Raw genomic sequence first — 24,985 nt, 5'->3', positions numbered from 1 at the left:
TGTAATGAGAGTGTGTCTTAACTGCTTGCAAGGGTAAAAAGCTTAACATAGAATGAGCGTTCAATCTAGAATAACCATTCTACCTTTGGTGAATCTCCGTCTTACCCGGGCGGGCATTGGCACCACTTAAATTTTCACGAGGCTCGTCCATGCAGAACCGCCCCCAACTGCTTTTCAAAACACTTGCCGTGGCGCTGGCTGGTGCCACCATTCTCGCGTCCTGCAGCGGCGGTGAGCAGACTGGTCAGGCAGGCCCTGCGGGCGGTCCGCCCCCGGCTCCCACGGTAGGCGTTGTTGTTGCCGTGGCCGAATCGGTTCCGCTGGTGAGCGAATTGCCGGGTCGCACGTCGCCTTACATGGTCGCCGAGCTGCGGCCGCAGGTCACCGGGCTCGTGCAGAAGCGCCTGTTTACAGAGGGTAGCGAGGTCAAGGCCGGTCAGACCCTGTATCAGATCGATGCCTCCACCTATCGCGCGGCTCACGACAGCGCCAAGGCCAGCCATGCACGTGCCGAGGCCAATCTTTACAGCGCGCGCCTGAAGGCCACGCGCTACGCGGATCTGGTGAAGATCGATGCCGTGAGCAAGCAGGCCAACGACGATGCGGTCGCTGCGCTCAAGCAGGCCGAGGCCGATGTGGCCTCCGCCCGCGCGGCGGTCGAGACCGCCCGCATCAATCTTGATTTCACCAGCGTCACATCCCCGATCTCGGGGCGCATCGGCCGCTCTGCCGTGACCCCGGGTGCGCTGGTCACCGCCAACCAGGCGACCGCGCTGGCGACGGTGCAGCAGCTCGATCCGATCTACGTGGACCTGACACAGTCGAGCGCCGAACTGCTCGGTCTGCGGCGCGCAATGGAGGCGGGAAAGCTCAAGAGTTCCAGCGCGAAGGCCGTCCCGGTCCAGCTCGTGCTCGAAGACGGCACCCAGTACGCGGCCGAGGGCAAGCTGGCCTTCTCCGAAGTGACGGTTGATCAGGGCACCGGCAGTGTGACCTTGCGTGCCGTCTTCCCCAATCCGAAGGGTGAGTTGCTGCCCGGCATGTACGTTCGTGCAAAGCTTGCACAGGGCGAGGCGGACAACGCCATTCTGGTGCCGCATGCCGCCGTCAGTCGCGACCCGCGTGGCAATCCGATGGTGATGGTGGCCGGCGCCGAAAACAAGGTCGAGGCGCGCATGATCACGACCACGCGTTCGCTGGGCGACAAGTGGGTCGTGACCGATGGTCTCGCTGCAGGCGATCGCATCATCGTCGATGGCCTGCAGCGCATCCGCCCTGGCGCCACGGTGCAGCCGCAGGAGGCCGGTGCCGCTGCACCGGCTGCCGCGTCGGCGGCGAAGTGAGGGGCTGAATAATGGCTCGCTTCTTTATCGACAGGCCCATCTTCGCGTGGGTGATTGCGCTGGTCATCATGCTCGCAGGGGCATTGTCCATCCTTGAGCTTCCCGTGTCGCAGTATCCGGCGATCGCGCCTCCGGCCGTCGTCATCAACGCCAAGTATCCCGGTGCGTCCGCCCAGGCGGTGGAAGAGTCGGTGACCCAGATCATCGAGCAGAAGATGACTGGGCTCGACGGTCTGCTCTACATGAACTCGTCCAGCGATGCCTACGGTTCTTCGGCCATCACGCTGACCTTCGACGCGGACACCGATCCCGACATTGCCCAGGTCCAGGTGCAGAACAAGTTGCAGCTTGCCATGCCCTTGTTGCCGACGGCGGTGCAGGCGCAGGGTGTGCAGGTGGCAAAATCCGCGCGCAACTTCCTGATGGTGATCGGTTTCGTTTCGCCTGAAGGCAAGCAGGATGGCGTCGATCTGGCGGACTTCGTGGTGTCGTCGGTGCAGGACTCACTATCGCGCGTCACCGGCGTCGGCGAAGTGACGGTTTTCGGTTCGCAGTACGCCATGCGCGTGTGGCTGTCGCCCGAAAAGCTGAACAACTACAAGCTCACGCCTGCTGACGTGAAGGCGGCAATCCAGGCCCAGAACACCGAGGTTTCTGCTGGTCAGCTCGGTGGCACGCCAGCATTGCCTGGCCAAGGCTTTACTGCCTCGATCACGGCGCAGAGCCGCTTGCAGACTGTTGAACAGTTCGAAGCCATTCTGTTGCGGACCTCGGCCCAGGGTGGTGAGGTACGTCTGGCCGACGTGGCACGGGTGGAGATCGGCGCCGAGAGTTACGGTACCGTTGCCCGTTACAACGGCAAGCCGGCTGCCGGAGTCGGCATCAAGCTGGCCGCAGGTTCGAACGCGCTCGAGACCGCGAATGCGGTGCGCGCGAAGCTCGACCAGATGAAGCCCTACTTCCCTGAAGGCATCGATGTCGTTGTGCCCTACGACACCACGCCCTTCGTGCGGATTTCGATCGAGGAAGTGGTCAAGACCCTGATCGAAGCCGTGGTGCTGGTATTCCTGGTGATGTACCTGTTCCTGCAGAACCTGCGTGCGACACTGATCCCGACCATTGCCGTGCCGGTGGTGCTGCTTGGCACTTTCGGCGTGATGGCGGCCTTCGGCTTCTCGATCAACACCCTGACCATGTTCGGCGTCGTGCTCGCCATTGGTCTGCTGGTTGACGATGCGATCGTGGTGGTCGAAAACGTCGAGCGGGTGATGAGCGAGGAAGGTCTGTCTCCCAAGGAGGCGACCCGCAAGTCGATGCGTCAGATCACCGGTGCGCTGGTGGGTATCGGCCTGGTGCTGTCCGCGGTGTTCGTGCCGATGGCTTTCTTCGGCGGCTCGACCGGGGTGATCTATCGTCAGTTCTCGGTAACCATCGTGTCAGCCATGGCGTTGTCGGTGCTTGTCGCCATCGTGTTCACACCTGCGCTGTGCGCGACCATGCTCAAGCCGGTGGAAAAGGGGCACGACATCGGCGAGGGCGGCATGTTCTCGGGCTTCTTTGGCTGGTTCAACCGCATGTTCGACCGCAATACCCGACGCTACGAGTCGGCGGTGGGCGGCATCCTCAATCGCAGCCTGCGCTTCATCGCCATCTATCTGGCGATCGTGGTGGTGCTCGGCTTGCTCTTCGTTCGCATGCCGACCTCCTTCCTGCCAGAGGAGGACCAGGGGGTGATGTTCAACCAGGTCATGCTGCCCGCAGGGGCGACCCAGGAGCGCACGATCGAGGTCCTGGAGAAAGTCGAGAAGCATTTTCTGGAGAATGAGAAGGACACGGTGAAGGCCCTGTTCACCGTTGCCGGTTTCAGCTTCGGTGGCAGCGGTCAGAACATGGGTATCGGCTTCGTGAACCTGAAAAGCTGGGACGAGCGCCAAGGTCCCGGCATGGACGTCAAATCGGTTGCAGGGCGTGCGATGGGTGCGTTCTCGCAGATCCGCGAGGCGATGGTGTTTGCCTTCGTACCGCCGGCGGTGATTGAGCTCGGTACCTCGAATGGCTTCAATGTTCAGTTGCAGGATCGTTCGGGTCTTGGCCACAACGCCTTGGTGGCAGCACGTAACCAGTTTCTGGGCATGGCGGCGCAGGACAAGCGGCTGGTCGGCGTACGTCCGAACGGTCAGGACGACACGCCTGAATTCCGCCTCGAGGTTGACCACGCCAAGGCAGGCGCGCTGGGCATCTCGGTTGCTGACATCAACGATATGCTGGCAACCGCGTGGGGCGGCAGCTACGTGAATGACTTCATCGACCGTGGCCGGATCAAGAAGGTCTACGTGCAGTCCGACGCCTCGGCGCGGATGACGCCCGAAGACATGAACAAGTGGTTCGTGCGCAACAGCATGGGCGAGATGGTGCCATTCTCGGCTTTTGCCACGGCGAGATGGACTTACGGTTCGCCGCGTCTGGAGCGCTACAACGGACAGTCGTCGATCGAGGTGCTGGGGCAGGCTGCGCCTGGCCTGTCATCGGGTGAAGCGATGGCTGCAGTCGAAGAGATCATGACCAAGCTGCCCGCAGGCATCGGCTACGAGTGGAGCGGTACCTCGTTCGAGGAACGTCGCTCGGGCTCGCAGGCTCCTGCGCTGTATGCCTTGTCACTGCTGGTGGTCTTCCTCTGCCTGGCGGCGCTGTACGAGAGCTGGTCGGTACCGTTTGCGGTGATGCTGGTGGTGCCGCTCGGCGTGCTGGGTGCCTTGCTAGCAGCGACCGGTCGCGGGCTGTCGAACGACATCTACTTCCAGGTGGGTCTGCTGGCGACCATCGGTCTGTCGTCGAAGAACGCCATTCTGATCGTCGAGTTCGCCAAGGCGGAGATGGAGGCGGGCAAGGATCTGATTACCGCGACGCTGACCGCGGTGCGGATGCGTCTGCGTCCGATCCTGATGACCTCGCTGGCTTTCGGTCTGGGCGTGTTGCCTCTGGCCATCAGCACCGGCGCGGGTTCCGGCAGCCAGAACGCGATCGGTACCGGCGTGCTCGGTGGCACGATCGCCGCCACCGTGCTGGGCATCTTCTTCGTGCCGCTGTTCTACGTTGTGATCAAGCGCATTTTCAAGGACAAGCCGGCGCAGCCTGAGAATCACGTTGCGGCAGCGCCGGAGGAACGGACATGAACACCCTTCGTAGCCTGACCCTCGCTGTTTCAGCGACTCTGCTTGGTGCGTGCACGACGCTCGCGCCGGATTACCTGCGCCCGGACGCACCGGTGGCCTCGGCCTGGCCGGGGCAGACCGAGGCGGTTGCAGCCCCTGTCGCGGTGGCCGATATCAGCTGGCGCGACTATTTCGCCGATGCGCGCTTGCGCGAGCTGATCGGGATCGCTCTGGAGAACAATCGCGACCTGCGTGTAGCGGCGCTCAACATCGAGAAGGCGCAGGCGCAATACCGCATTCAGCGGGCAGACCAGTTTCCGTCGGTTGCACTCAGTGGCGGTCAGAGTGCCCAGCGCCTGCCGGGTGACCTCACCAGCAGCGGCGAATCCACGATCTCGCGCCAGTACTCCACGACCGTCGGAATCTCTGCGTGGGAGCTCGACTTCTTCGGGCGGGTGCGCAGCCTGCGCGACCAGGCGCTGGAAACCTACCTCGCCACCGAGGAGGCGAGGCGGAGCGCACAGATCAGTCTCGTTGCCGAAGTTGCAAATGCCTGGCTGACGCTTGCGGCCGACCGCGAACTGCGTGACCTCGCACGTGAGACCTGGCAGACGCAGCAGAAATCGGTGGATCTCACCCGTCGCAGTTTCGAGGCCGGTGCAGTTTCTGCGCTCGATGTGCGTCAGGCGCAGAGCGCAATGGAGCGCGCCCGCGCAGACGCGGCGCAGTATGCGTCGCAGGTGGCAAAGGACGAGAATGCGCTCGCAGTTCTCACCGGAGGGCAGGTGCCGGCGCGCCTGTTGCCCGAGAAACTGATCGACGCGGTGACCGCGCTTGCCGAGCTGCCGTCCGGCATTCCGTCCGAGGTGCTGGTGCGCCGTCCGGACGTGCTGCAGGCCGAGCGTACCTTGCGTGCGGCCAACGCCAACATCGGCGCAGCGCGCGCAGCCTTCTTCCCGAGCATTTCGCTGACGGCAACCGCGGGCACGGCGAGTGCCACCCTCGACGGACTGTTTCAGGCCGGATCGGGGACCTGGACTTTCGTGCCCCAGCTCACGCTGCCCATTTTCAACGCAGGTGCGCTCAGTGCCAGCCTGGACGTGGCCAAGGTGCAGCGCGAGATCCAGGTGGCGGAATACGAGAAGGCCATCCAGAGCGCCTTCCGTGAAGTGGCGGATGCGCTGGCCGAGCGTGCCAACCTTGGCGAACAGCTCGACGCCCGGCGCAACCTGGTCGAGGCCAGTGCCGAGAGCTATCGCCTGTCCGACGCGCGCTACCGTAACGGCATCGACAGCTATCTTGTGCTGCTCGATGCGCAACGTTCGCGGTATGCTGCAGAACAGGAGCTGATCGCTGCGCGTCTGTCCGAGGCGGGTAACCGCGTTGCACTATACAAAGTGATGGGTGGCGGCTGGCAATAACGTGGTGTAATTCCGGTAATAACGCCGGCTGGCAGCGCTGTTTTGCGGAGTATGTCGCAACAATTCCCGCTTTACGGTATGGTCTCGCCCTGCCAGTCCGGACGTATGCCGAACAAGGAATCTCAACATGAACGCAACCACTACTCCAGCCCTTATGACCGAGGCCGAAATCCTTGCTGCGCCCGAGTCGGATTACATGTCAGCTCGTCAGCTGGCATTCTTCCGGCACCGTCTCCAGACCGAGATGGAACAGCTGCTTGAGAACGCGCACGAAACCACCACCCACCTGCAGGACAACGAGGCCACGCCCGATCCCTCCGACCGTGCGAGCGTCGAGGAAGAGCACACCCTCGAACTGCGCGTGCGGGACCGCGAGCGCAAGCTGCTGAAGAAAATCGGCGAAGCCATTGCCCGCATCGACGCCGGTGAGTATGGCTGGTGCGAGGAAACCGGCGAGCCGATCGGCATCGGCCGTCTGCTGGCACGCTCGACCGCCACCCTGTCGCTCGAAGCCCAGGAGCGTCGCGAGAAACTCAAGAAGATGCATGGCGGTTGATTGCGGCCTGCTGTCCGGGACGCAGACGCCGTGTCTGCGCCCTGGTCAGACTGCCCGATCCGATTCCACCTGATGCGCTGGCTACTGCGCGGCCTGATCCGCGGCTATCAGCTCTTCATCAGCCCCCTGCTCGGGCCGCGCTGCCGTTTCTACCCGACGTGCTCGCACTACGCGCTCGAGGCCATCGAGACCCACGGCGCACTGAAGGGCAGCTGGCTGGCCTTGCGCCGGCTGTTGCGCTGCCATCCCTGGAGCGCCGGTGGGGTCGATCTCGTGCCGCCTGTCTGCTGCAAGGATCATCCTCCGCACGAAACGCATACGCACCGGCACTAGGAGCCGCAGCGTGAATCCTGCCGCGCCGCTTTCCGCACTTGAACACCGCTGGCTGGCCGAACTTGTTCGCCGCCACGAATCCCGCCACGGCCGTCTCGAAGATGCGGTCGAGCTGGCGGAGGCCCGCCGTGCCCCTCCCGATCTCGAAACCCGTATCTGTCGTCGCGCCGAGCGCCTCGGTACACGCGAAGGCTGGCGCGATGCCATCCTGCGCTGGCATGGCCGTGCGCGGCTGATTCTCGCACTCGCGTGCGTGCTGGCGCTGGTGCTCGGTGCGGGCACGGCAGCGGCCGTGCTCGGCGATGGCAGCCGGCCGGTCAACGTGGTGTGGGCGCTGGGCGGTCTGCTCGGCGTGCACCTGTTCAGCCTCCTGCTGTGGCTGCTTGGCACGCTTGTGGCCGGTCGCGGCCGGACGCGCGGCGGCAGTGCGCTGGGCACGGTGTGGCTGCGTCTGGTCAGCGTGTTCGACCGCAGTCCTGCCGCGGCCGAGCTGCCGCTCGCGCTGGGGGGGCTGCTCGCCCGCGGCCGCCTCGCAAGCTGGGGGCTGGGCGCAGTCAGTCATTTGCTATGGTTCCTGGCCCTTGTCGGTGCTGCAGCGGGTTTGCTCGGCTTGCTGGCGGTGCGCCGCTACGGCTTCGTGTGGGAGACCACCATTCTGCCGGGCGACGCCTTCGTCGCGCTGACCACCCTGCTGGGCGTGGTCCCCGGCTACCTCGGCTTTCCGGTGCCGGATGCTGCGCACGTCATTGCCAGTGGCGATGCGGTCATGGTGGATGAAGCCGGACGCCGCGCTTGGTCGGGCTGGCTGCTGGGCTGCGTGCTGGTGTATGGCGTGCTGCCAAGACTGCTGCTCGTGCTGGTTTGTGTGCAGGGCTGGCGGTATGGCTTGAGTCGCCTGCAGCTGGATCTGGCGCTGCCCGATTACATCCGTCTCAAGCCACGGCTGTTGCCCGACAGCGAACGCATCGGCATCAGCGATCCCGCGCCGGCACGGATGCCACGACCGGGACGCCATGGACACGCCGCTGCGCAAACCGGTGCTGTGGTCATGGTGGCGCTCGAACTTGGCGCGGATCTGCCCTGGCCGCCGGTCGGCTGCGAAGGATTGGCTGCCGATGGCGGCCGTCTCGATAGCCGCGACCAGCGTCGTGCGGCCATCGCTCGCTTCGGTGCGACGCCGCCGGCACGTCTGCTGATTGCAATCGACCCGCGACTGACGCCGGATCGCGGCAGTCTCGGCCTTGTCGCCGAGCTTGCCGACCACGCCGGTGAAACCCGGGTATGGGCACTGCCTGTGCCCGATGGCGGTAGCGGTCGCCTGAGCTTGTGGCAGGATGGGCTGTCTGGCCTTGAACTCGATGAGGGCGCGTTGATGGCGGATCAGGATCAGGTGCGAGCATGGCTGGGAGCGACGCTATGAGCGCACTGCTGCGCGTTGCCGTGGTCGGTCATACCAACACTGGCAAGACTTCGCTGCTGAGGACTTTGGCACGCGATGCCGGTTTCGGGGAGGTGTCGGATTCGGCCGGCACCACCCGGCATGTCGAGGGCCTGCGGCTGATGGCTGACGATCAGCCGGTGGTCGAGCTCTACGACACGCCGGGCATGGAAGACGCCATCGCCCTGCTCGAATTCATCGACGAACTGGTCGCGCCGGGTGAGCGGGTCGACGGTCCCGATCGCATCAGCCGCTTTCTTGCCACTGCCGAGGCGGGCGCGCGTTTCGAGCAGGAGGCCAAGGTGCTGCGCCAGTTGCTGGCGAGCGATGCGGCGCTGTATGTGGTCGATGCCCGCGATCCGGTACTGCCCAAGCACAAGGACGAACTCGCCCTGCTCGCCAGCGCAGCCCGGCCCTTGCTGCCGGTGCTCAATTTCATCGCCTCGCCGGCTGCGCGTGCCGACGACTGGCATGCGGCGCTGGCGCGCCTTGGCCTGCACGCCGTCGTGCGCTTCGACACCGTGGCGCCGGCGGTCGATGGCGAGCGACGCCTGTTCGAGACCCTTGCCACCCTGATGCACAGCCACCGCCCGGCGCTTGAAGCGCTGATCGTCGACCGCGAGGAAGAGGCGGAATCGCGCCGCCTGAGCGCGCGCCGGCTGGTGGCGGAACTCCTGATCGAACTTGCCGCCCGCCGCGACGTGGTCGATGCCGATGACGATGCGGCGCTGCAGGCCGCTGTCCACAGCTTGCGCGAGACGGTGCGCGCACGCGAGCAGGCCTGCGTCGAAGCCTTGCTGCAGCTCTACCGCTTCCGCCCCGATGACGCGCGTGCTGCCGAGTTGCCGCTGGCCGACGGGCGCTGGGACGACGACCTGTTCAATCCCGAGACCCTGCGCCAGATGGGCATTCGTCTCAGCACCGGGGTGGCCGCAGGGGCTGCAGCCGGGGTCGGCATCGACCTGATGACCGGCGGTCTGACGCTGGGGGCTGCAGCAGCGCTCGGCGCGGTGGCCGGTGGCCTGTGGCAGACCTTCGGCCACTACGGCGAGCGCATTGCCGCCCGCCTGCGCGGTCATCACGAACTCACCGTGGACGACGCCATCCTCCGTCTGGTCGCGCTGCGTCAGCGCCAGCTGCTGATTGCGCTGGAAGGCCGTGGCCATGCGGCGATGACGCCCATCGAGCTGCCGCAGGCGGTCTCGCCCGAGTCCGATCCGGACAGTGCCGACTGGCGCGAAGGGCGCCTGCCCGACCCCTTGCTGCAGGCACGGGCGCATCCGGAGTGGGCACATGAAGGCGACGACGACAGGGACGATGCCGAGCGCAGCCTCGCCGAGTATCTGGCCTGAGGTTTTGAGCGCAGTGCCCGGAGGTGCGGGGGATCAGGCCTGATCCGGTGCCAGCACGGCAGCAGCGCGTTCCGACGCGACGAAGATGACCTTCATCGTGGCACGGGTGGCGCCGACGAAGAGCTTGCGCATCGTCAGTTCATCGAGCGCCTCGAAGTCGATCTCGGTAAAGATCACGCACGGAGCGGACTGGCCCTTGAAACGGTAGACCGAATCGATCAGCAGTTCGCCCTCGCTGTATTCGGCTTCGCCGAACAGGTCGTAACGACCATGAAAGGCGCGCAGGCGGTGCGGGCCGAGGTGGGTGAGCGGGGTGAAGCGTGAATACTCGCGGCCGCGAAAGCTGATGATGGCGATCATGTCGCGCCGGAAGCCGAGGCCGATGGCACGGGTGATGGCGCGCTTGGTGGCCTCCATCAGACCGGTCTCGTCGTGCCAGCTCATCACTTCCGGTTCGCTGTCGGCCACCGGACTGCCGGCGACGATCGGCGTGGGCAGGGGCAGGCGGTCGTTGAGCAGCTCGAGCACATCGGCTGGTGTGCGGTAGTTGGTGTCGGCGGTGAGCCCGGCCCATCCGGGCAGTTTTACCGGTTCGCGGCCGTACAGGTTCTGCAGCGGGTCCTCCAGCCACCATGCACGGCCCTCGGGCGTGAGCAGGGCGAGCAGGCTGTCGCGCCAGGCATCGGTAAAGTCCTGGCCTTCGTCCACGATCAGCTCGTCAAAACGCCAGGCCGGGTCCTTGTTGCCGTGGGCGAGCAGCGCGGCGAAGTCCGTTTCCATGCGCCGGAAGCGGTCGGGAGCGGAAAAGTCCGGCGTGCGGCCGGCCGCGCGCAGGCGGCGGTCGCACAGCTGGTGATAGGTGGCGACTTCGCCGCCGGGCGGCACGACGCGCGCGAAGTGATCTGCCAGCGGTCGGTTGTAGCACACGTACAGTGGGCGGCGCCCGGCGTGCAGAGCGTCAGTATAGGCGGCCAGCGCGAGCTGGGTCTTGCCGCTGCCGGCGGTGGCGGTGACGCGCAGCCGGTGCGGATGCAGGCTGATGCGGCGCGCCCATTCGGCCAGTCCGCCCGACAGCCGCGTGGTCAGCGCCACCGCCTGACCGGCGAGCGCCTGCACGTCGGGCACCAGTTCCAGGAGTTCGGCGAAGAAACGATGGAGGGCGTGACGATGGGCGGCAGTGCCGGCTCCGGCCGCATCGTGTTGCGGCCCGCACAGCTCGCGCACGATGTCGAGCAGGTGGGCACGCCGGCTTGCATCGACGATGCGGGCCGGGTCCAGACCTGCGGTGCCGGGCTGGCGGACGGTGTAGTCGGGGCAGTAGAGCAGGGTATCGAGTACCGGCTCGGTGCCGCCGAGCAGCGGTCGCAGGCGCGCGCGCAGGGCATCGGCCGTGCGCGCAAGGTCCAGGCTGATGTCGCGGTTGCGGCGCTTGCCCGGGCGCAACAGGCCGTTGGCGCTCTCGTCGAGAAAGCCCGACTGCTGTTCGATCAGCAGGATGCGTCCGTCCGGGCCGAGAATGACGAAGCCGATCTCGCCGAATACTGCGTGCTGACCTTCGGCGCGGGTCCAGTGCAGCCCGTGGTAGATGTTGAATTCGTGCGGCAAGCCTTCGGCCAGCAGCGCCAGGGTGGCCAGTTCGCGGCCCTGCGCACCGTTCGCGGGCAGATGCCGCCAGCCTTCGGGGTGGACGCGGGCCATCTTCAGCATGGCACGAGGCCCGGAGCGGAGGACAAAACGAGGGTGACGGTCATGTGCGGGTTCAGTATGCGTGCGGGCCGGGTGCGCCGATGGCGCAACTTTGGCACAAGTCCCGCTGCCGTGCCCACGGTCGATGCGCTATGCTCGACGGCCGCGGGGCGGATGCGCCATCTCCTGCCCCCAGTTTCGCTACGGAACCGCCATGGAAACACTGAAAGTCTTCATCACCCTGCTCGCCCTGATCAACCCCTTCGGGGCGATCCCGATGTTCCTCAGCCTCACCGCCACGCAGACTCCGCCGCAGGTGCGCGGCACGGTGAACACCGCATCCATCGCGACCGCCGTGGTGCTGGGGGTGTCGGCCCTGTTCGGGCAGACGCTGCTGAGCGTGTTTGGCATCTCGATCGCTTCGCTGCAGGTGGGTGGTGGCATCCTGCTGTTCGTGCTCGCCTTCAGAATGTTCAATGCCGAACCCACCCGCGCCCGCACCACGCCCGAGGAGGCGCATGAGGCAGCCGAGCGTTCGAGCATCGCGGTCGTGCCACTGACCATTCCGTTGCTGACCGGTCCGGGCACCGTGAGTACGGTCATCATCTATTCCGAGCGCGTGCAGCACTGGTGGGAGATGCTGATTCTGGTAGTCATCGGTCTGGTCATCGGTGGCGTGGTGTGGGGCACGCTGCGCCTCGCCGGCCCCATCAGCCGGCTTGCCGGCCAGACAGGGCTCAACATCATGACCCGTCTGATGGGTCTGGTGCTGGCTGCGCTCGCGGTGGAGTTCATCGCCGTCGGCGTGCGTACGCTGGCTTCGGCCTGACGCCTGACGCCCGGGACCGACATGAACCCCGAAGACCTGCATCTTCTCGTCACCCGCACGATGCCCTTTGGCAAGTACAAGGGACGGCTGATTGCCGACCTGCCGGGCAACTACCTCAACTGGTTCGCCCGCGAGGGATTTCCCAACAGCGAAATCGGTCGCCTGCTCGCGCTGATGCAGGAGATCGACCACAACGGGCTGTCGGACTTGCTGAAGCCCCTGCGCGAACCACCGAAGTAGCGCCCGGCGCCTGCGACTGGATGACAGACGCGCGCCGCTCCGCCATCATTCACCGGCTCAGGCCTGCCCACTCGACATGTTTTCCATCGCTTTTTCCAATCGCTTCGAAATCCTCCTCGATACCCTGCTCGACCGGCTTGCCGAAGAGCAGCCGGGGCCGTTCGGGCTGCGCGAGGTGGTGGTGCCGAGCAGTGCGCTGCGGCGTCAGGTGGAGCTGGCAATCGCGGATCGTGAGGGGATCTGTGCCAATGTCGATTTCGGCTACCTGGCGCAGTGGCTGTGGACGCAGATCGGGCATGTGGTCGAGGTGCCTGCGCGCTCGCCGTTTGCACCGGCGCTGCTGGCGTGGCGGGTGTTCGCGCTGATCGATGCCGGTACCGAGGCGGGTGCCTGGGTGGCGGCGCATCCGCGGCTTGCGCACTACCTGCAGGGGGCGGATGCGCGCATGCGCTTCGAACTTGCAGAGCGTATCGCGCGCGTGTTCGATCACTACCTCACCTATCGTCCGCAGTGGCTGGAGCGCTGGGCGGCGGGGCAGGCCGCCGGTCTGGGCCAGGCAAGCGAGGCCGAGGCCGCCGACGAGGCCTGGCAGGCCGATCTGTGGCGCCGCATTCGTGACGGTCTGGCGCTGCGCCAGACCCATCCGGCCGCGCTCTTCCTGAGCCGGGTGACGAAGATGGACGACGCTGAGCTCGCCGCCATCGGCCTGCCGAAAACCGTGCATGTGTTCGGTCTGCCGACGCTGCCGCCGCTGTATCTGGACATGCTGCGCGAACTCTCGCGGGTGGTGGATGTGCGTCTGTACGTGCTCAACCCCTGCCGCGAGTTCTGGTTCGAGATCGTCGATGCGCGCAGGCTGTCGTGGCTGGCCGCGCGTCAGGAAGACATGTTCCACGAAACCGGCAACCGTCTGCTCGCGGCCTGGGGGCAGCAGACCCAGGCGCATATCGGCTTGCTGTTCGAGGGCGAGCATGCGGTGGTCGAGGACGCAGCCTTCGATCCGCACCCGGGGCGCCATCTGCTTGCCCGCCTGCATAACGCGATACTCGATCTCGAAGACCTCGAGCCGGGCAGCGTCAGCCTGGCTGCGGGGGATCGCAGTATCGAGCTGCATGTGTGCCATTCGCGCACCCGTGAACTCGAAGTGCTGCACGACCGCCTGCTCGGCCTGTTCAAGGGCCCCAACCCGCCGCGACCCGACGAGATCGTGGTGCTGACGCCCGATCTGGACGCGAGCGCGCCGCTGATTGAGGCGGTGTTCGGTACTGCGCCGCCTGCCCGGCGCATCCCGTGGCGGATCACCGGTCTTGGCGGTACGCAGGAAAACCCGGTGGCGCAGGCACTCGACCGTTTGCTGGCGCTGGTGGCGAGCCGCTTCCCGGCGAGCCGGGTATTCGATCTGCTGCAGCAACCGCTGGTTGCTGCGCATTTCGGGCTGGGCGAGTCCGAACTCGAAACGGTGCACGACTGGATGCGGGATGCAGGTATCCGCTGGGGGCTGGATGCGGCGCAGGCCGAGGCCGCCGCGGCGTTGCCGCTGCACACGCTGGAAGAAGGTCTGCACCGGCTGTTTCTGGCCTGGGCCGGAGGCGAAGCCGCACATGCCGCGCCCTTTGCCGGGCGCATCGGCGCGGGCGCGCCCGAGGGGAGTGCGGGGCTGGCGCTTGGCCGATTCTGGCGCTACGCCGAGACCTTGCAGCGGCTGCGCGACAGCCTGCTGCGTACGCACGACGCCGAGGGCTGGCGTCAGGCCCTGATCGGTGCGCTCGAGGCCATCGTCGGTGAGGCGGCCGACCAGGCCGAAGCCGCGCGCGAAGTGCGTGCCGCGATCAATGCGCTGGCCGATGACATGGGCAGCGGTCATCCCGACGGCACGGTGGCGCTCGACGTCGTGCATCCGGCGCTTGCTGCGCGCCTGGACGACCCGGCGCGCGGCGGCGTGCCCGGCGGCACCGTCACCTTCTCCGCGCTATCGTCGCTGCGCAGCCTGCCCTACCGGGTGGTGTGCGTGATCGGGATGGACCAGAGCGCTTTTCCGGGCAGCGACCGTGCAGCCGAATTCGATCTGATGGCCGCCCGCCCGCAGCGCGGCGACCGTCAGCGCCGGCTCGACGACCGCAACCTGTTCCTCGACGTGGTGCTCTCGGCGCGCGATGTCCTGCATTTGTCCCATGTCGGGCGCAGCGTGCGCGACGGCAGTCCGCTGCCGCCCTCGGTACTGGTCGACGAACTGCTCGACGCACTTGCCACGGCGTGTGCCGAAGATGCGTCGCAGCCCGAACAGCTGGCAGCTGCCCGGCGCCGGCTGACCGTCTCCCATCCGCTGCAGCCCTTCTCGATCGAATATTTCGTTGCCGACGCCTCGCCCGATGCGCGCCTGAGCAGCTTTCACGAGGACTACGCGGCCGCGCTCGCTGCCCGCCTGCGCAGGGCGGCCGGCAGTGTACAGGCGGTGCCGGACAGTGAGTGGGACGATGCCGACGAAGACGGAGAGGGCGACGAGCGCGAAGGTGACACCGCCCCTTCCGTGCCGCAGCGCCCCTTTTTCGAGACTCCGCTGCCTGCGCTGGAAGCGGCCTGGCGCGAGGTCGGGCTGGAGCAGTTGATCCGCTTCTTCCGCAATCCCTGCCGAAGCCTGTTGCGCGACCGCCTCGGCCTCGACCTGCCCGAAGCCGACGAGGAACTGGAGGACGTCGAGCCCTTCCTGCCCGACTGGCAGGGACGGCAGGCACTTGCTGCGCGCCTGTTGCCGGCCCTGCTCGCGCGCGATGAGACGGCGCAGGCTGCAGAGGAGGCACACGCGGCACTGCTTGAACTTGCGCGTGCCGGCGGCGAATATCCTGCCGGTGTGCTCGGTGCGGCAGCCCTGCAGCGCGAAGTCAGCGTGCTCGACTACTACGCACGGCAGGTTGCGGCGGCCGTGGCGAAGCCACTGCCAGCGCATGTCTGTACCCTCGAGTTCGACCTTGCGGCCGACGGCAAGCCTGAGTGCTGGACACTCAGCGCCGCCTTTGGCGACCTCCATGCACAAGGCCTGGTGCGTCACCGCTATGACGACACCCGACCCGCAGACTACCTCGCCGCCTGGCTAGCGCACCTGATGCTGTGCGCTGCGCCGGCGCCGGGGGTGGCCTGCGAAACCCTTGGACTGTCGCGCGACGGGTCTTTCCGTCTGCATGCGGTCGCACCGGATCGCGCGAGGCAGCTGCTTGCCGACCTGCTGGTGCTCTACAGACAAGGCCTGATTGCGCCGCTGCATTTCTTCCCGAAGTCGGCCTGGGCCTACATCTTCAATGACGAGAGTGCTGCCAAGGCGAGAGTGAAGTGGAGTGGCGGTCAGCGTGCCGAATTCGGTGAAGCGCAGAACCCCGCGTACCGACTGGCCCTGCGTGGTCTCGGTGACCCGCTGGACGATGCCTTCTTCGACATTGCGCGGCGGGTGTTCGGGCCTTTGCGCGCGCAGCTGGAGGACGGGCGGCTCGGCTTGTTCCCCGGCAAACAGGCTTGATGCCTGCGGGGCACGAAGCGCAGGCACTGCCACCGGTATAATCCGCAACTGTCCTTGTCTCAGGTATCCATCGTGTCCGACCGTCTCTCCGTTCTGCCCCAGTACCTTCTGCCCAAGCAGGCGCTTACCGTTCTGGCGGGCAAGCTGGCCGGCATGCGCGCGGGCGGGCTCACCACCAGTGTGATCAGGTGGTTCGTCGGCCGCTACGGGGTCAACATGGAGGAGGCGGCCAACCCGGATATCGGCAGCTATCCGAGCTTCAACGAGTTCTTCACCCGGCCCCTGTGCGACGGCGCGCGGCCGCTGGCCGAGGCCGACCTGATCAGCCCGGTGGACGGTGCGATCAGCCAGTTCGGTCCGATCGTGCGCGACCAGATCTTCCAGGCCAAGGGCCATGCCTACTCGACGACCGCGCTGGTCGGTGGCGACGCCGAACTGGCGTCAGGCTTCGAGGACGGCAGTTTTGCCACCCTCTACCTCAGCCCGCGCGACTACCATCGCATCCACATGCCCTGCGACGGCCGCCTGACGCGGATGATCTACGTGCCGGGCGAGCTGTTCTCGGTCAATCCGACCACCGCGCGCGGTGTGCCCGGTCTGTTTGCACGCAACGAACGGGTGGTGTGCGTGTTCGAGTCGGCTTTCGGCCCCTTCGTGCTGGTGCTGGTCGGAGCCACCATTGTCGGCAGCATGGCCACGGTGTGGCACGGTGTAGTGAACCCGCCGCGTTCGGCGAGCGTGCGCGAGTGGCGCTACGAAGATCAGGACATCCAGCTCAGGAAGGGCGAGGAGATGGGGCGTTTCCTGCTCGGCTCTACCGTGGTGATGCTCTTCCCCAGGCCGCGGGTGAAGTTCAATCCGGCATGGGCGCCCGGCGCGGCAATCCGCATGGGTGAAACCATGGCTGCGCTGGCAACGGCCTGAGCCTCACTTCGCCGCCGCCCGCTCGCGCTCATGGCCTCGATCGACATCGATCTCGACGTGTTCAGCTGTTCGCTCGATGGCGTCAGCCTGATCGAGGCCTCGGCCGGTACCGGCAAGACCTGGAACATCTGCGGACTCTACCTGCGCCAGCTGCTCGAGCGCGATCTGCAGGTGGGTGCGCTGCTGGTGGTGACCTTCACCAAGGCGGCGACCGCCGAGCTTTCCACCCGCATCCGCGACCGCATCGTCGATACCTTGCGCGTGCTGGACGGCGGCGATGCCGGGCCCGACCCTTTCGTGCCGCAGCTGATCGCCACGGTCAGTGCGGCCGGCGTCGATCCGGCGCAGATGCGCCAGCGTCTGCGCCATGCGCTGCAGACCTTCGATGAAGCGGCGATCTTCACCATCCACGGTTTCTGCCAGCGCGCCCTCGCTGACACCCCTTTTGCCGCGGTGTTGCCCTATGCGGTAGAGCTGGTCGAGGACGACAGCGCCCTGCGCCTCGAAGTGGCGCAGGACTTCTGGCGGCGTGAAGTGGCGAGCGGCGCACTGCCGCAAGTGCTGGTCGAGTCGCTGGTGCAGCGTGGCGACTGCCCCGACACCTGGGCGGCACAGCTCAAGGCGGCGATGGGGAGACCGCTGGCGCAGGCGCGGTGGGACGAGTCGCCGGCGCCGGGCGCGCTGGGTGACGCCGGCGATGCGCTTGTCCGCGCCTATGGCGGTGCGGTGGTGGAGTGGGTGAATATTGATGCCGCGATGTCGGCACTCGACACTGCACTCGACGGCCTCAACAAGAACAGCTACAAGCCGGAAGCCATCGAGCGCGCGCGTCAGCAGTGGAGCGACTGGCTTGGCGCCGGCAATCCACTGCACGCCCTGCCGGCGGAAAAGGAGCGCAAGCTGCATCTGCTGGCGGCCGACACCCTGAACGACAAGACCACCAAGGACGGTCTCAAGCGCGGCATTTCGCCACCGCAGCATGGTTTTTTCGATGCCGCAGCCGCCTTGCTGGAGGCACGCAGGCTTGCCGACGAGGGGCTGGAGGCGGCGCGGCTGCAGTTGTTGCGCCGCTTTCTCGAACAGGGTGCGGAGGATCTGCGCCGGCGCAAGCGCGAGCGCCGTCTGATCTCCTTCGACGACATCCTGTGGAATGCCTACGAAGCCCTGCATTCGGGCACGCAGTCGTGGCTGGCGGCGGCGCTGCATGCGCGCTACCCGGTGGCCCTGATCGACGAATTCCAGGATACCGATCCGCTGCAGTTCGCCATTTTCGATCGTATCTATCGCCATGAAGGCCGTCACGGCAGCCTGTTCCTGGTCGGTGATCCCAAGCAGGCGATCTACAGTTTCCGCAGCGCCGATCTGTTCACCTATCTCAGCGCCCGCGACAGGGCCGATACACGCTACAGCCTCGGCCGCAACCAGCGCTCGACGCCGGCGCTGATCGAGGCCTGCAACCGGCTGTTCGGTGCCAATCCGGCCGTGTTCATGCTGCGCGGGCTCGACTATCGCGCGGTCGGCAGCGGCGAGCGCACGCGTGCGCCGCTGGTGGATGACACACACTCCGGCACCAGCCCCGCCGCCCTGCGCCTGTGGCGCATCCCGCGCGACGAGGCGCAGGAGGGCGAAGAGGGCGGCAACCGTCTGCCACGGGCGCTGGCGATGCAGCGTTCGGCGGCAGCCACCGCGGCCGAGATTGCGCGCTTGCTGGCGGCCGGCGCCAGGGGAGCGGTCCGCATCGGTGAGCGCGGTCTGGCACCGGGCGATATTGCGGTGCTGGTGCGCAGTCACGGACAGGGCGCGCGGATGCGTCAGGCGCTGGCACGCATGGGGGTGGTGAGCGTCGAGTTGTCGCAGGCGAGCGTATTCGCCACCGAGGATGCGGAAGAACTGGAGCGAGTGCTGCTGGCAATCAGCGAGCCGGCGCGCGAGCGTCGGGTCAAGGCTGCGCTCGCCACCACGTTGATGGGGTGCGATGCGCAGGCACTCGCAGCGCTTTCCGAAGATGAGGCCGCGCTGCTCGACGTACTCGACCGCTTCGCCGGCTGGCGCGACACCTGGCTGCGCCATGGCTTCGGCGTGATGCTGCGGCGCTGGATGGCTGATGATGGCGTGGCCGCGCGACTGCTGGCGCGCGACGATGGCGAGCGCCGTCTGACCAATCTGATGCATCTCGCCGAACTGCTGCAGCAGACGGCGGGCAGCGCGTCGCCCGAAGTGCTGCTGCGCACGCTCGCAACCCGGCGTACCGATGCCAGCGCCGGCGAGGCGGCCCAGCTGCGGCTGGAGTCGGACCGCAACCTGGTGCAGATCATCACCATCCACCGCGCCAAGGGGCTGGAGTACGGGGTGGTGTTCTGTCCCTTCCTGTTCGACGGCCATCCCGCAAAGGGCGACAGCGGGCCGATGCGCGCCTGGCATGACGACACCGACCAGCTGATCCTCGACTACCGCATGGCCTCGGCCACGGACAAGGAGATCGCTGCGCGTCAGCTGCGCGAGCGTCAGGCCGAGGACATGCGCCTGATCTACGTGGCGCTCACCCGCGCCGTGCATCGCTGCTACCTGACCGTCGGCTGTTACGCAAAGACGAGCTTCGGCCGCCCGAGCTACAGCGAAGGTGCCCGCAGTCTGCTCAACTGGATGGTGGCCGGTGCCGAACATGGGCTCGAGAAGTGGCGCGAGGCAAAGCTCAGCCCGGCCGAGGTCGATGCGCAGTGGCGCAGCCTGGTCGGTCGCAGTGTGCTCGACGGCAGGCCGGTCATGGCGCTTGAGGATCTGCCCGATGGCAGTGGCGACCCCCTCGCGCCTGCCGAGGCGGGCGGGCGTGCACCGCGGGCGCAGCGGCCGCCGCAGATTCCATCGGGCTGGCGCATGGGCAGTTTCAGTGCGCTGATTTCGGGTGCATCACACGAGTCCGCGGCGCTCGACCACGACGCCCGCATTCTGCCGCAGCGCTCCGAGCTGGATGAGGCCGGCAACGAGGCGGCTGCCGAGGCCGACGCTGGCGTGTTGCTGCCGCCCGCGGCCGACGACATTCTGCGCTTTCCGCGCGGTCCGGCCGCGGGCGATTGCCTGCATGCCGCGTTCGAGAACGTCGATTTCACCGACCCGGACACATGGGACGACGCGATTGCTACTGCCCTGCGCGCCCATCCGCAACCGGCTGCCAATGCGGCCGAGGCCGAGCGCCATCCGCGCATGCTGCGCCACCTGCTCGAGGACGTGCTCGCCACCGCGCTGGTGGAAGCGGTCGGGCGGGCGCCGCTGTTGCTGTCACGCATTGCGAAGACGCAGCGCATGGTCGAACTCGGCTTCCAACTGCCGGCCCCGCACTTGTCGGCGGCGCGCCTCAATGCCTGGCTGGCGGATAAGGGCTACCGCATGCCACGGCTCGGGTTCTCCGATCTCGCCGGCTACCTCAAGGGCTTCATCGACCTCGTGTTCGAGCACGATGGCCGCTTCTGGGTGCTGGACTGGAAGTCCAACCATCTCGGCGAACGCCCGGCGGATTACGGCCCGGCCGCGCTCGAAGGGGCGATGCAGTCACATGGCTACCATCTGCAGCATCTGCTCTACACCGTCGCGCTGCACCGCCATCTTGCACGCAGTCTGCCGGGCTACGATTACGACACGCACTTCGGTGGCGTGCTCTACCTCTTCGTACGCGGCGTGCGTCCGGGCTGGCACGCGGGCGGTGGGCCTGCCGGTGTGTTCCGCCACCGTGCGCCGCGGCAGGTGATCGAGGCGCTCGACGATCTGCTGGCGGCACGGGCGCGTGTCGAGGGAGTGGCGCACTGATGGCTGCACCGGATTCGATGCCGCAGTTCGACCTCGCCGAGGGCTTTTCCCGCCACTTGCAGGACTGGGCGAGTTCGCTCGGTGCGCCGGCAAGTGCGTGTGCGGTGCTGGCACCGGTGGGGCGCAGTCTGGCGCTGGCGGCGAGCGAGGGCGATGTGTGCCTGCCGCTGGCGCAACTTGCGCAGGACGAGGCCATCGCCTGCACGGCGGACGTGCTGCGCGCAAACCTGCTTGAAAGCGGGGTGGCAGTGCTCGCCGCGCCGCTTCCTCCCCGGGACTGCGCCCATCCGCTGGTGCTCGACGCTGACGACCGGCTTTATCTGCGACGCTTCTTCGATCTGGAGCAGCGTCTGGCTGCGGCGCTGGTGACGCGTGCTCGTGCGCCGGCCCAGGCGGTGCCGCCCACGTTACGTACCACGCTCGACAAGCTGTTCAAACCGCGAACAACACCGGGGCCGGACTGGCAGAAACTGGCGGTCGCGCTCGCGCTGCAGGGGCGACTCACGGTGATCAGCGGCGGGCCGGGCACGGGCAAGACCACCACGGTGGCGGCCCTGCTCGCCTGTCTGCTGGAGCTCACGCCCACGTTGCGGATCGCGCTCGCCGCACCCACCGGCAAGGCGGCGGCGCGCATGCTCGAAGCGCTGCGTGCGCGCGCAGCCGATCTGCCGGCAAAGCTGCGCAAGCGTCTGCCGGCCGAAGCCCATACCCTGCACCGCTTGCTGGGTGTGACCCCGGTCGCCGGGCGCTTCCGGCATCACGCAGGCAACCCGCTGGCGGTCGATGTGCTGGTGGTGGACGAGGCTTCGATGCTCGATCTCGCACTCGCGACCCGGGTGCTCGACGCGCTGCCACCCGACGCCCGTCTGATTCTGCTCGGCGACAAGGACCAGCTTGCGGCGGTCGAGGCCGGCGCGGTGTTTGCCGAACTCTCTGCGGCGCGTGTTTTCAGTGCGCACACCCTCGAACAACTGGCGCTGCTGACCGGCACGCCGGCGCAGGCCTTGGCGGACTTGCCGACACCTGCCACGTCAACGGCGCTGGCCGACAGCGTGGTCTGGCTCACCGAGAGCCACCGTTTCCGCCACGACTCCGGCATCGGTCGGCTGGCGGCCAACATCAACGCCGGCGAGGGTACCGAGGCGCTGGCCTGGCTGCGCGGCGGCGAAGATGCGTCGGCGCGCTGGATCGATGATGAAGGCGCCCGCCCATCCGAGGCCACCCTGAACGCGATGGAGGCAGGCTATGCCCCCTATCTGGCGGCCTTGCGCGCACCGGCTGTCGATGCGCAGGCGCGCGCGGCAGCGGCTTTTGCGGCATTCGACCGCTTTCGCGTGCTGGTGGCGGTGCATGAAGGCGGGCGCGGGCTGGTGGCGCTCAACGCCCATCTGGAACGTGTGCTGCGCGCTGCGCTGGATCTTCCGCCAGAGCGCGGTCCGGGACATGCATGGCTCGGACGTCCGGTAATCGTGCTGCGCAACGACGCCCTGCTGGGCCTGTACAACGGCGATATCGGTCTGTGTCTGCCGGACGACAGCGGTATGCTGATGGTGTTTTTCCCGCAGCCGGGCGGCAGTTACCGCTGCATTGCACCCTTGCGCCTGCCGGCGCACGACACCGCCTTTGCGCTGACGGTGCACAAGAGCCAGGGCTCGGAGTTCGAAGAGGTGCTGCTGGTGCTGCCGGCCAAGCCGGTACGTGTGCTCACTCGCGAGTTGCTCTACACCGGCGTGACCCGCGCGGCGCGGCAGGTCACGCTGGCGGGGCCGGCGCGGGTGTTTGCAGCCGGCTGCGGGCTGCGAACGGTGCGCCTCAGCGGGCTGGCGGCGCGGATGTCAGCGCAGCCATGAGGGTGTGCAGATTGTGGCGCATCATCGTCACATAGGTGGGTGCCGGACCGGCGGTGGTCGATAGCGCGTCCGAATACAGCGTACCGCCCATCACCGCACCGCTCTCGGCGCGGATGCGCTCGCTCAGGCGCGGATCGCTGATGTTTTCGACGAAGATCGCCGGCACCTTCTCCTTTCTGAGCTGGCGAATCAGTTGTGCCACGCCTTTCGCCGTGGGCTCCGCATTGTTCGACACGCCAACCGGTGACAGGAACTGCAGATCGTAGGCATGGGCGAAATAGCCGAAAGCGTCATGCGAACTAACCACCTTGCGGCGCGCTGCCGGCAGGCTGCCCAGCGCCTTGCGGATCTCGGCATCGAGCGCCTTGAGTTCGCCCTGATAGCGCTCGGCATTGGCGCGATAGTGTTCAGCGCCGGCCGGGTCAACCTCGATCAGTGCCGCGGCGATATTGCTGACGTAGCGTTGTGCATTGCCGACGTCCTGCCAGGCGTGCGGGTCGATGCCTGCCTCATTTCCGTGTTCGTCGTCATGTTTGTGGCCGTGATCGTGCTTGTCTGCGGCCATTGCGATGGTCTTGATGCCGGTGCTGCCGATCACGATCGGTCCCTTGTAGCCCCCCGAGCGTGCCAGCCGGATCATCCAGTCGTCGAAGCCGAGGCCGTTGGCAACGACCAGCTGCGCGCTGCCGATACGACGTGAATCCGATGGGCGCGGCTGGAAGCCATGCGCATCTTCGTCCGGCCCGACCAGGGTCTGTATTGTCACCCGGTCGCCACCGACCTCACGGACCATGTCACCAAGGATGCTGAAACTGGCGGTGACTTCGATCGGTGCGGCATGGGCTGCGCCCATGCTCAGTGCAAAGGTGGCAAACAGGGTGGTGGTAAGGCGTGAAAGCGACAGCATGAGGACTCCGAGGGGTTCAGGATTCGAGGTGTTTTCGGATGGGCAGGCGCCCGGCCAGCAGACCGCCGGGTGCGGCAAGCAGCGAGCCGAAATAGACCAGGCCGCACATCAGCACGATGGCCGGGCCGGCCGGAACGTCGGCATGAAAGGAGAACAGCAGCCCCGCGATGCTGCTGGCAAGCGCGGACAGGCTGGCGAACAGCAGCATCGCCGGCAGGGTGCGTGTCCATAGCCGGGCGGCGGCCGAGGGCAGGATCATGATGCCGACGGCCATCAGCGTGCCAAGCGCATGGAAGCCGCTGACCAGGTTGAAGACCACCAGCAGCAGAAAGCCGTAGTGCGCGACCGGCGACAGGCGGCTGACCGCGCGCAGGAAGGAGGGGTCGAAGCACTCCAGCACCAGCGGCCGGAACAGCAGGGCGAGACCGAACAGGGTGAGGCTGGTGATGCTCGCGATCAGCAGCAGCGACTGGTCGTCCAGTGCCAGCACCGAGCCGAACAGCACATGCAGGAGGTCGAGATTGCGCCCGCGCAGCGACACGATCATCACGCCTGCGGCGAGCGACAGTAGATAGAAGGCCGCGAGGCTGGCATCTTCCTTGAGCACCGAGGCACGGGTGACGAGTCCGGCAGCGAACACCACGACCAGGCCGGCCAGGATGCCGCCGATGGTCATTGCGCCGAGCGACAGGCCGAAGGCCAGGTAGCCGAGCGCCGCACCGGGCAGGATGGCATGGCTCATCGCATCGCCCATCAGGCTCATCCGCCGCAGCAGCAGGAACACCCCCACCGGCGTGGCGCCGAGCGACAGTGCGAGACAGCCGGCGAGCGCACGGCGCATGAAGCCGAAGTCGGCAAAGGGCGCAAAGAGCAGTTCGTTGAGGCTCATGCGGCCTCCGCCACATGGCACTCGGGTGCGTTGTCGTCGAAGGCTTCCGACAGATGGCGGGCGCGGGCGAGCAGGGCGTCGGTCATGACCTGCGTGGTCGGGCCAAAGGCGACGAGTTCGCGAGCCAGCAGCAGACAGGTCGTAAAGTGCCGCCGCACCTGTTCGAAGTCATGCACCACGGTGAGCACGGTGCGGCCTTCGGCATGCCAGTGCAGGATCAGGTGAACCAGGTCTTCAACGGTACGGGCGTCGATGGCGGCGAAAGGCTCGTCGAGCAGGATGATGGGCGCGTCCTGCAGGAGCAGGCGGGCAAAGCGCGCGCGCTGCAGTTGTCCGCCAGACAGCGAGCCAATCTGGCGCGCTTCGAAGCCGGACAGGCTGACCGCTTCGATGGCATTCTCCACCCGGTGGCGCTGGGCACGGCTGAGGCCGCCGAAGGGGCCGATCTCGCGCCACAGCCCCATCGCCACCATGTCGAACACCGATACCGGAAAGCTGTGATCCATCTCGCTGCGCTGGGGCATGTAGGCAATGCCGCCGCGGGGCAGATCGGGCAGGTGGATGTGGCCGCCGATTGGACGCAATTCGCCTGCGAGGCCCTTGAGCAGGGTGGATTTGCCCGCGCCATTGGGGCCGACCACGGCGACCAGTGCGCCGGCGGGGATCTCTGCGCTCAGGTGGTGAATGGCCGGATGGCGCTCGTAACCAAGGGTCAGGTTCTCGAAGCGGATCAGGGGAGGCATGGTGGCGTGCATG

Annotated in this window: 17 protein-coding genes; 13 read left to right on the top strand and 4 right to left on the bottom strand. The window is 66.8% G+C overall.

Annotation, left to right across the window (positions count from 1 at the left end; translation table 11 throughout):
• The first annotated feature begins 149 nt into the window (after positions 1 to 149).
• The 7 genes from CEW83_RS13845 to CEW83_RS13815 all read left to right on the top strand — a co-directional run bounded on the left by CEW83_RS13845 (position 150) and on the right by CEW83_RS13815 (position 9,595).
• Complete coding sequence (locus CEW83_RS13845) at positions 150 to 1,343, top strand: efflux RND transporter periplasmic adaptor subunit (RefSeq protein WP_108949872.1); 1,194 nt, start codon at positions 150 to 152, stop codon at positions 1,341 to 1,343.
• An 11-nt stretch (positions 1,344 to 1,354) separates the two neighbouring features.
• On the top strand, positions 1,355 to 4,516 hold the full coding sequence (locus CEW83_RS13840; protein WP_108949871.1) for an efflux RND transporter permease subunit: 3,162 nt from the start codon (positions 1,355 to 1,357) through the stop codon (positions 4,514 to 4,516).
• Positions 4,513 to 5,916 carry an AdeC/AdeK/OprM family multidrug efflux complex outer membrane factor gene (gene adeC / locus CEW83_RS13835; protein ID WP_108949870.1) on the top strand — a complete coding sequence of 468 codons (1,404 nt, stop codon included), beginning with the start codon at positions 4,513 to 4,515 and terminating at the stop codon, positions 5,914 to 5,916. The genes CEW83_RS13840 and adeC overlap by 4 nt, the downstream gene beginning before the upstream one ends.
• Positions 5,917 to 6,043: 127 nt before the next feature.
• Positions 6,044 to 6,472: an RNA polymerase-binding protein DksA gene (gene dksA, locus CEW83_RS13830; RefSeq protein ID WP_108949869.1), complete on the top strand. Its 429-nt coding sequence runs from the start codon at positions 6,044 to 6,046 to the stop codon at positions 6,470 to 6,472.
• A 72-nt stretch (positions 6,473 to 6,544) separates the two neighbouring features.
• Positions 6,545 to 6,805 carry a membrane protein insertion efficiency factor YidD gene (yidD, locus tag CEW83_RS13825; protein WP_108949868.1) on the top strand — a complete coding sequence of 87 codons (261 nt, stop codon included), beginning with the start codon at positions 6,545 to 6,547 and terminating at the stop codon, positions 6,803 to 6,805.
• Between the two features lie 10 nt (positions 6,806 to 6,815).
• The gene (locus CEW83_RS13820; protein WP_108949867.1) at positions 6,816 to 8,225 is read left to right on the top strand and encodes a DUF2868 domain-containing protein; all 1,410 of its coding nucleotides are present in this window, start codon (positions 6,816 to 6,818) and stop codon (positions 8,223 to 8,225) included.
• Positions 8,222 to 9,595 (top strand): GTPase/DUF3482 domain-containing protein, encoded by a 1,374-nt coding sequence (locus tag CEW83_RS13815; RefSeq protein ID WP_108949866.1) that lies wholly within the window; start codon positions 8,222 to 8,224, stop codon positions 9,593 to 9,595. The genes CEW83_RS13820 and CEW83_RS13815 overlap by 4 nt, the downstream gene beginning before the upstream one ends.
• Before the next feature lie 33 nt (positions 9,596 to 9,628).
• Here CEW83_RS13815 and CEW83_RS13810 read toward each other — a convergent pair whose 3' ends face one another.
• A complete protein-coding gene (locus tag CEW83_RS13810) occupies positions 9,629 to 11,293 on the bottom strand; it encodes an ATP-binding domain-containing protein (RefSeq protein WP_108951409.1) in 1,665 nt (554 codons plus the stop codon).
• 202 nt (positions 11,294 to 11,495) lie between these two features.
• On the opposite strand from CEW83_RS13810, the gene CEW83_RS13805 reads away from it, so the two are divergent.
• The 6 genes from CEW83_RS13805 to recD all read left to right on the top strand — a co-directional run bounded on the left by CEW83_RS13805 (position 11,496) and on the right by recD (position 22,433).
• Entirely contained in the window at positions 11,496 to 12,110 is a 615-nt protein-coding gene (locus CEW83_RS13805) for a MarC family protein (protein ID WP_108949865.1), read from the top strand.
• A 21-nt stretch (positions 12,111 to 12,131) separates the two neighbouring features.
• Positions 12,132 to 12,350 carry a DUF3820 family protein gene (locus tag CEW83_RS13800; protein WP_108949864.1) on the top strand — a complete coding sequence of 73 codons (219 nt, stop codon included), beginning with the start codon at positions 12,132 to 12,134 and terminating at the stop codon, positions 12,348 to 12,350.
• Positions 12,351 to 12,426: 76 nt separating this feature from the next.
• Positions 12,427 to 15,858, top strand: coding sequence for an exodeoxyribonuclease V subunit gamma (recC, locus tag CEW83_RS13795; protein WP_108949863.1), 3,432 nt, complete (start codon positions 12,427 to 12,429; stop codon positions 15,856 to 15,858).
• Positions 15,859 to 15,930: 72 nt separating this feature from the next.
• Complete coding sequence (gene asd / locus CEW83_RS13790) at positions 15,931 to 16,782, top strand: archaetidylserine decarboxylase (RefSeq protein ID WP_108949862.1); 852 nt, start codon at positions 15,931 to 15,933, stop codon at positions 16,780 to 16,782.
• 30 nt (positions 16,783 to 16,812) lie between these two features.
• On the top strand, positions 16,813 to 20,583 hold the full coding sequence (gene recB / locus CEW83_RS13785) for an exodeoxyribonuclease V subunit beta (protein WP_108949861.1): 3,771 nt from the start codon (positions 16,813 to 16,815) through the stop codon (positions 20,581 to 20,583).
• Positions 20,583 to 22,433 carry an exodeoxyribonuclease V subunit alpha gene (recD, locus tag CEW83_RS13780; RefSeq protein WP_234418827.1) on the top strand — a complete coding sequence of 617 codons (1,851 nt, stop codon included), beginning with the start codon at positions 20,583 to 20,585 and terminating at the stop codon, positions 22,431 to 22,433. Before recB ends, recD begins: the two co-directional genes overlap by 1 nt.
• On the opposite strand, the gene CEW83_RS13775 is transcribed toward recD, so the two are convergent.
• From CEW83_RS13775 to aztA, 3 genes are read right to left on the bottom strand one after another with little or no spacing between them, the layout of a single operon-like run.
• Positions 22,396 to 23,340, bottom strand: a complete 945-nt coding sequence (locus CEW83_RS13775; protein WP_108949860.1) for a metal ABC transporter substrate-binding protein — start codon at positions 23,338 to 23,340, stop codon at positions 22,396 to 22,398. The genes recD and CEW83_RS13775 overlap by 38 nt on opposite strands.
• A 16-nt stretch (positions 23,341 to 23,356) precedes the next feature.
• Positions 23,357 to 24,229 (bottom strand): metal ABC transporter permease, encoded by an 873-nt coding sequence (locus CEW83_RS13770; RefSeq protein WP_108949859.1) that lies wholly within the window; start codon positions 24,227 to 24,229, stop codon positions 23,357 to 23,359.
• Positions 24,226 to 24,984, bottom strand: coding sequence for a zinc ABC transporter ATP-binding protein AztA (gene aztA, locus CEW83_RS13765; protein WP_108949858.1), 759 nt, complete (start codon positions 24,982 to 24,984; stop codon positions 24,226 to 24,228). Before aztA ends, CEW83_RS13770 begins: the two co-directional genes overlap by 4 nt.
• Between the last annotated feature and the right edge of the window lies 1 nt (position 24,985).

Origin of the sequence: Parazoarcus communis (assembly GCF_003111645.1) — a bacterium.
Classification (GTDB): Bacteria; Pseudomonadota; Gammaproteobacteria; order Burkholderiales; family Rhodocyclaceae; genus Parazoarcus; species Parazoarcus communis_A.
This window is presented reverse-complemented; position numbering and strand designations above follow the sequence as displayed.

What these genes read in the sequence shown, in the direction of transcription:
- recD (WP_234418827.1), top strand. Translation starts at nt 20,583, where the DNA reads ATGGCTGCACCGGATTCGATGCCGCAGTTCGACCTCGCCGAGGGCTTT.
- aztA (WP_108949858.1), bottom strand. Translation starts at nt 24,984, where the DNA reads ATGCACGCCACCATGCCTCCCCTGATCCGCTTCGAGAACCTGACCCTT.
- CEW83_RS13845 (WP_108949872.1), top strand. Translation starts at nt 150, where the DNA reads ATGCAGAACCGCCCCCAACTGCTTTTCAAAACACTTGCCGTGGCGCTG.
- CEW83_RS13815 (WP_108949866.1), top strand. Translation starts at nt 8,222, where the DNA reads ATGAGCGCACTGCTGCGCGTTGCCGTGGTCGGTCATACCAACACTGGC.
- recC (WP_108949863.1), top strand. Translation starts at nt 12,427, where the DNA reads ATGTTTTCCATCGCTTTTTCCAATCGCTTCGAAATCCTCCTCGATACC.
- CEW83_RS13805 (WP_108949865.1), top strand. Translation starts at nt 11,496, where the DNA reads ATGGAAACACTGAAAGTCTTCATCACCCTGCTCGCCCTGATCAACCCC.
- dksA (WP_108949869.1), top strand. Translation starts at nt 6,044, where the DNA reads ATGAACGCAACCACTACTCCAGCCCTTATGACCGAGGCCGAAATCCTT.
- CEW83_RS13770 (WP_108949859.1), bottom strand. Translation starts at nt 24,229, where the DNA reads ATGAGCCTCAACGAACTGCTCTTTGCGCCCTTTGCCGACTTCGGCTTC.
- yidD (WP_108949868.1), top strand. Translation starts at nt 6,545, where the DNA reads ATGCGCTGGCTACTGCGCGGCCTGATCCGCGGCTATCAGCTCTTCATC.
- CEW83_RS13810 (WP_108951409.1), bottom strand. Translation starts at nt 11,293, where the DNA reads ATGGCCCGCGTCCACCCCGAAGGCTGGCGGCATCTGCCCGCGAACGGT.
- adeC (WP_108949870.1), top strand. Translation starts at nt 4,513, where the DNA reads ATGAACACCCTTCGTAGCCTGACCCTCGCTGTTTCAGCGACTCTGCTT.
- recB (WP_108949861.1), top strand. Translation starts at nt 16,813, where the DNA reads ATGGCCTCGATCGACATCGATCTCGACGTGTTCAGCTGTTCGCTCGAT.
- CEW83_RS13840 (WP_108949871.1), top strand. Translation starts at nt 1,355, where the DNA reads ATGGCTCGCTTCTTTATCGACAGGCCCATCTTCGCGTGGGTGATTGCG.
- CEW83_RS13775 (WP_108949860.1), bottom strand. Translation starts at nt 23,340, where the DNA reads ATGCTGTCGCTTTCACGCCTTACCACCACCCTGTTTGCCACCTTTGCA.
- CEW83_RS13800 (WP_108949864.1), top strand. Translation starts at nt 12,132, where the DNA reads ATGAACCCCGAAGACCTGCATCTTCTCGTCACCCGCACGATGCCCTTT.